The sequence below is a fragment of the Pantoea sp. B9002 genome, from assembly GCF_013385945.1.
Taxonomy (GTDB): domain Bacteria; phylum Pseudomonadota; class Gammaproteobacteria; order Enterobacterales; family Enterobacteriaceae; genus Pantoea.
Genome location: NZ_JACAPA010000159.1, coordinates 1 through 334, shown reverse-complemented (window position 1 = coordinate 334; position 334 = coordinate 1). Strand labels below are relative to the sequence as shown.

Annotated in this window: 1 pseudogene; it reads right to left on the bottom strand. The window is 62.3% G+C overall.

The features are described from left to right. Positions 1–130: 130 nt before the first annotated feature. A pseudogene (locus HX773_RS25645) lies at positions 131–334 on the bottom strand (phosphoribosylanthranilate isomerase); the annotation flags it as partial.

Genomic DNA, 334 nt, shown 5'->3' with positions numbered 1-334 from the left:
TGTCTACTAACCAGTTGCTCATGCTTTCTTTCTCCAATTCGTTTTCGGCCCGTCGGACAACCGGGCCCGCCTGTTTTCTAAGCGGCGGTAAGCATGGACGGTGGCAGGCTGCCGTCCGTCACATCGGCGATCAGCTGGCGCGAACCGCCTGGATGAATGCCTTGATCTTCGCGGGGTCCTTGATGCCTTTGCTCTGCTCCACCCCGCCACTGGTGTCCACGGCATACGGCCTGACCCGGGCAATGGCGTCCGCCACGTTTTCCACGGTCAGGCCGCCGGCCAGGATGATCGGCTTGCTCAGCCCTTGCGGCACCAGCGACCAATCGAAGGCCTC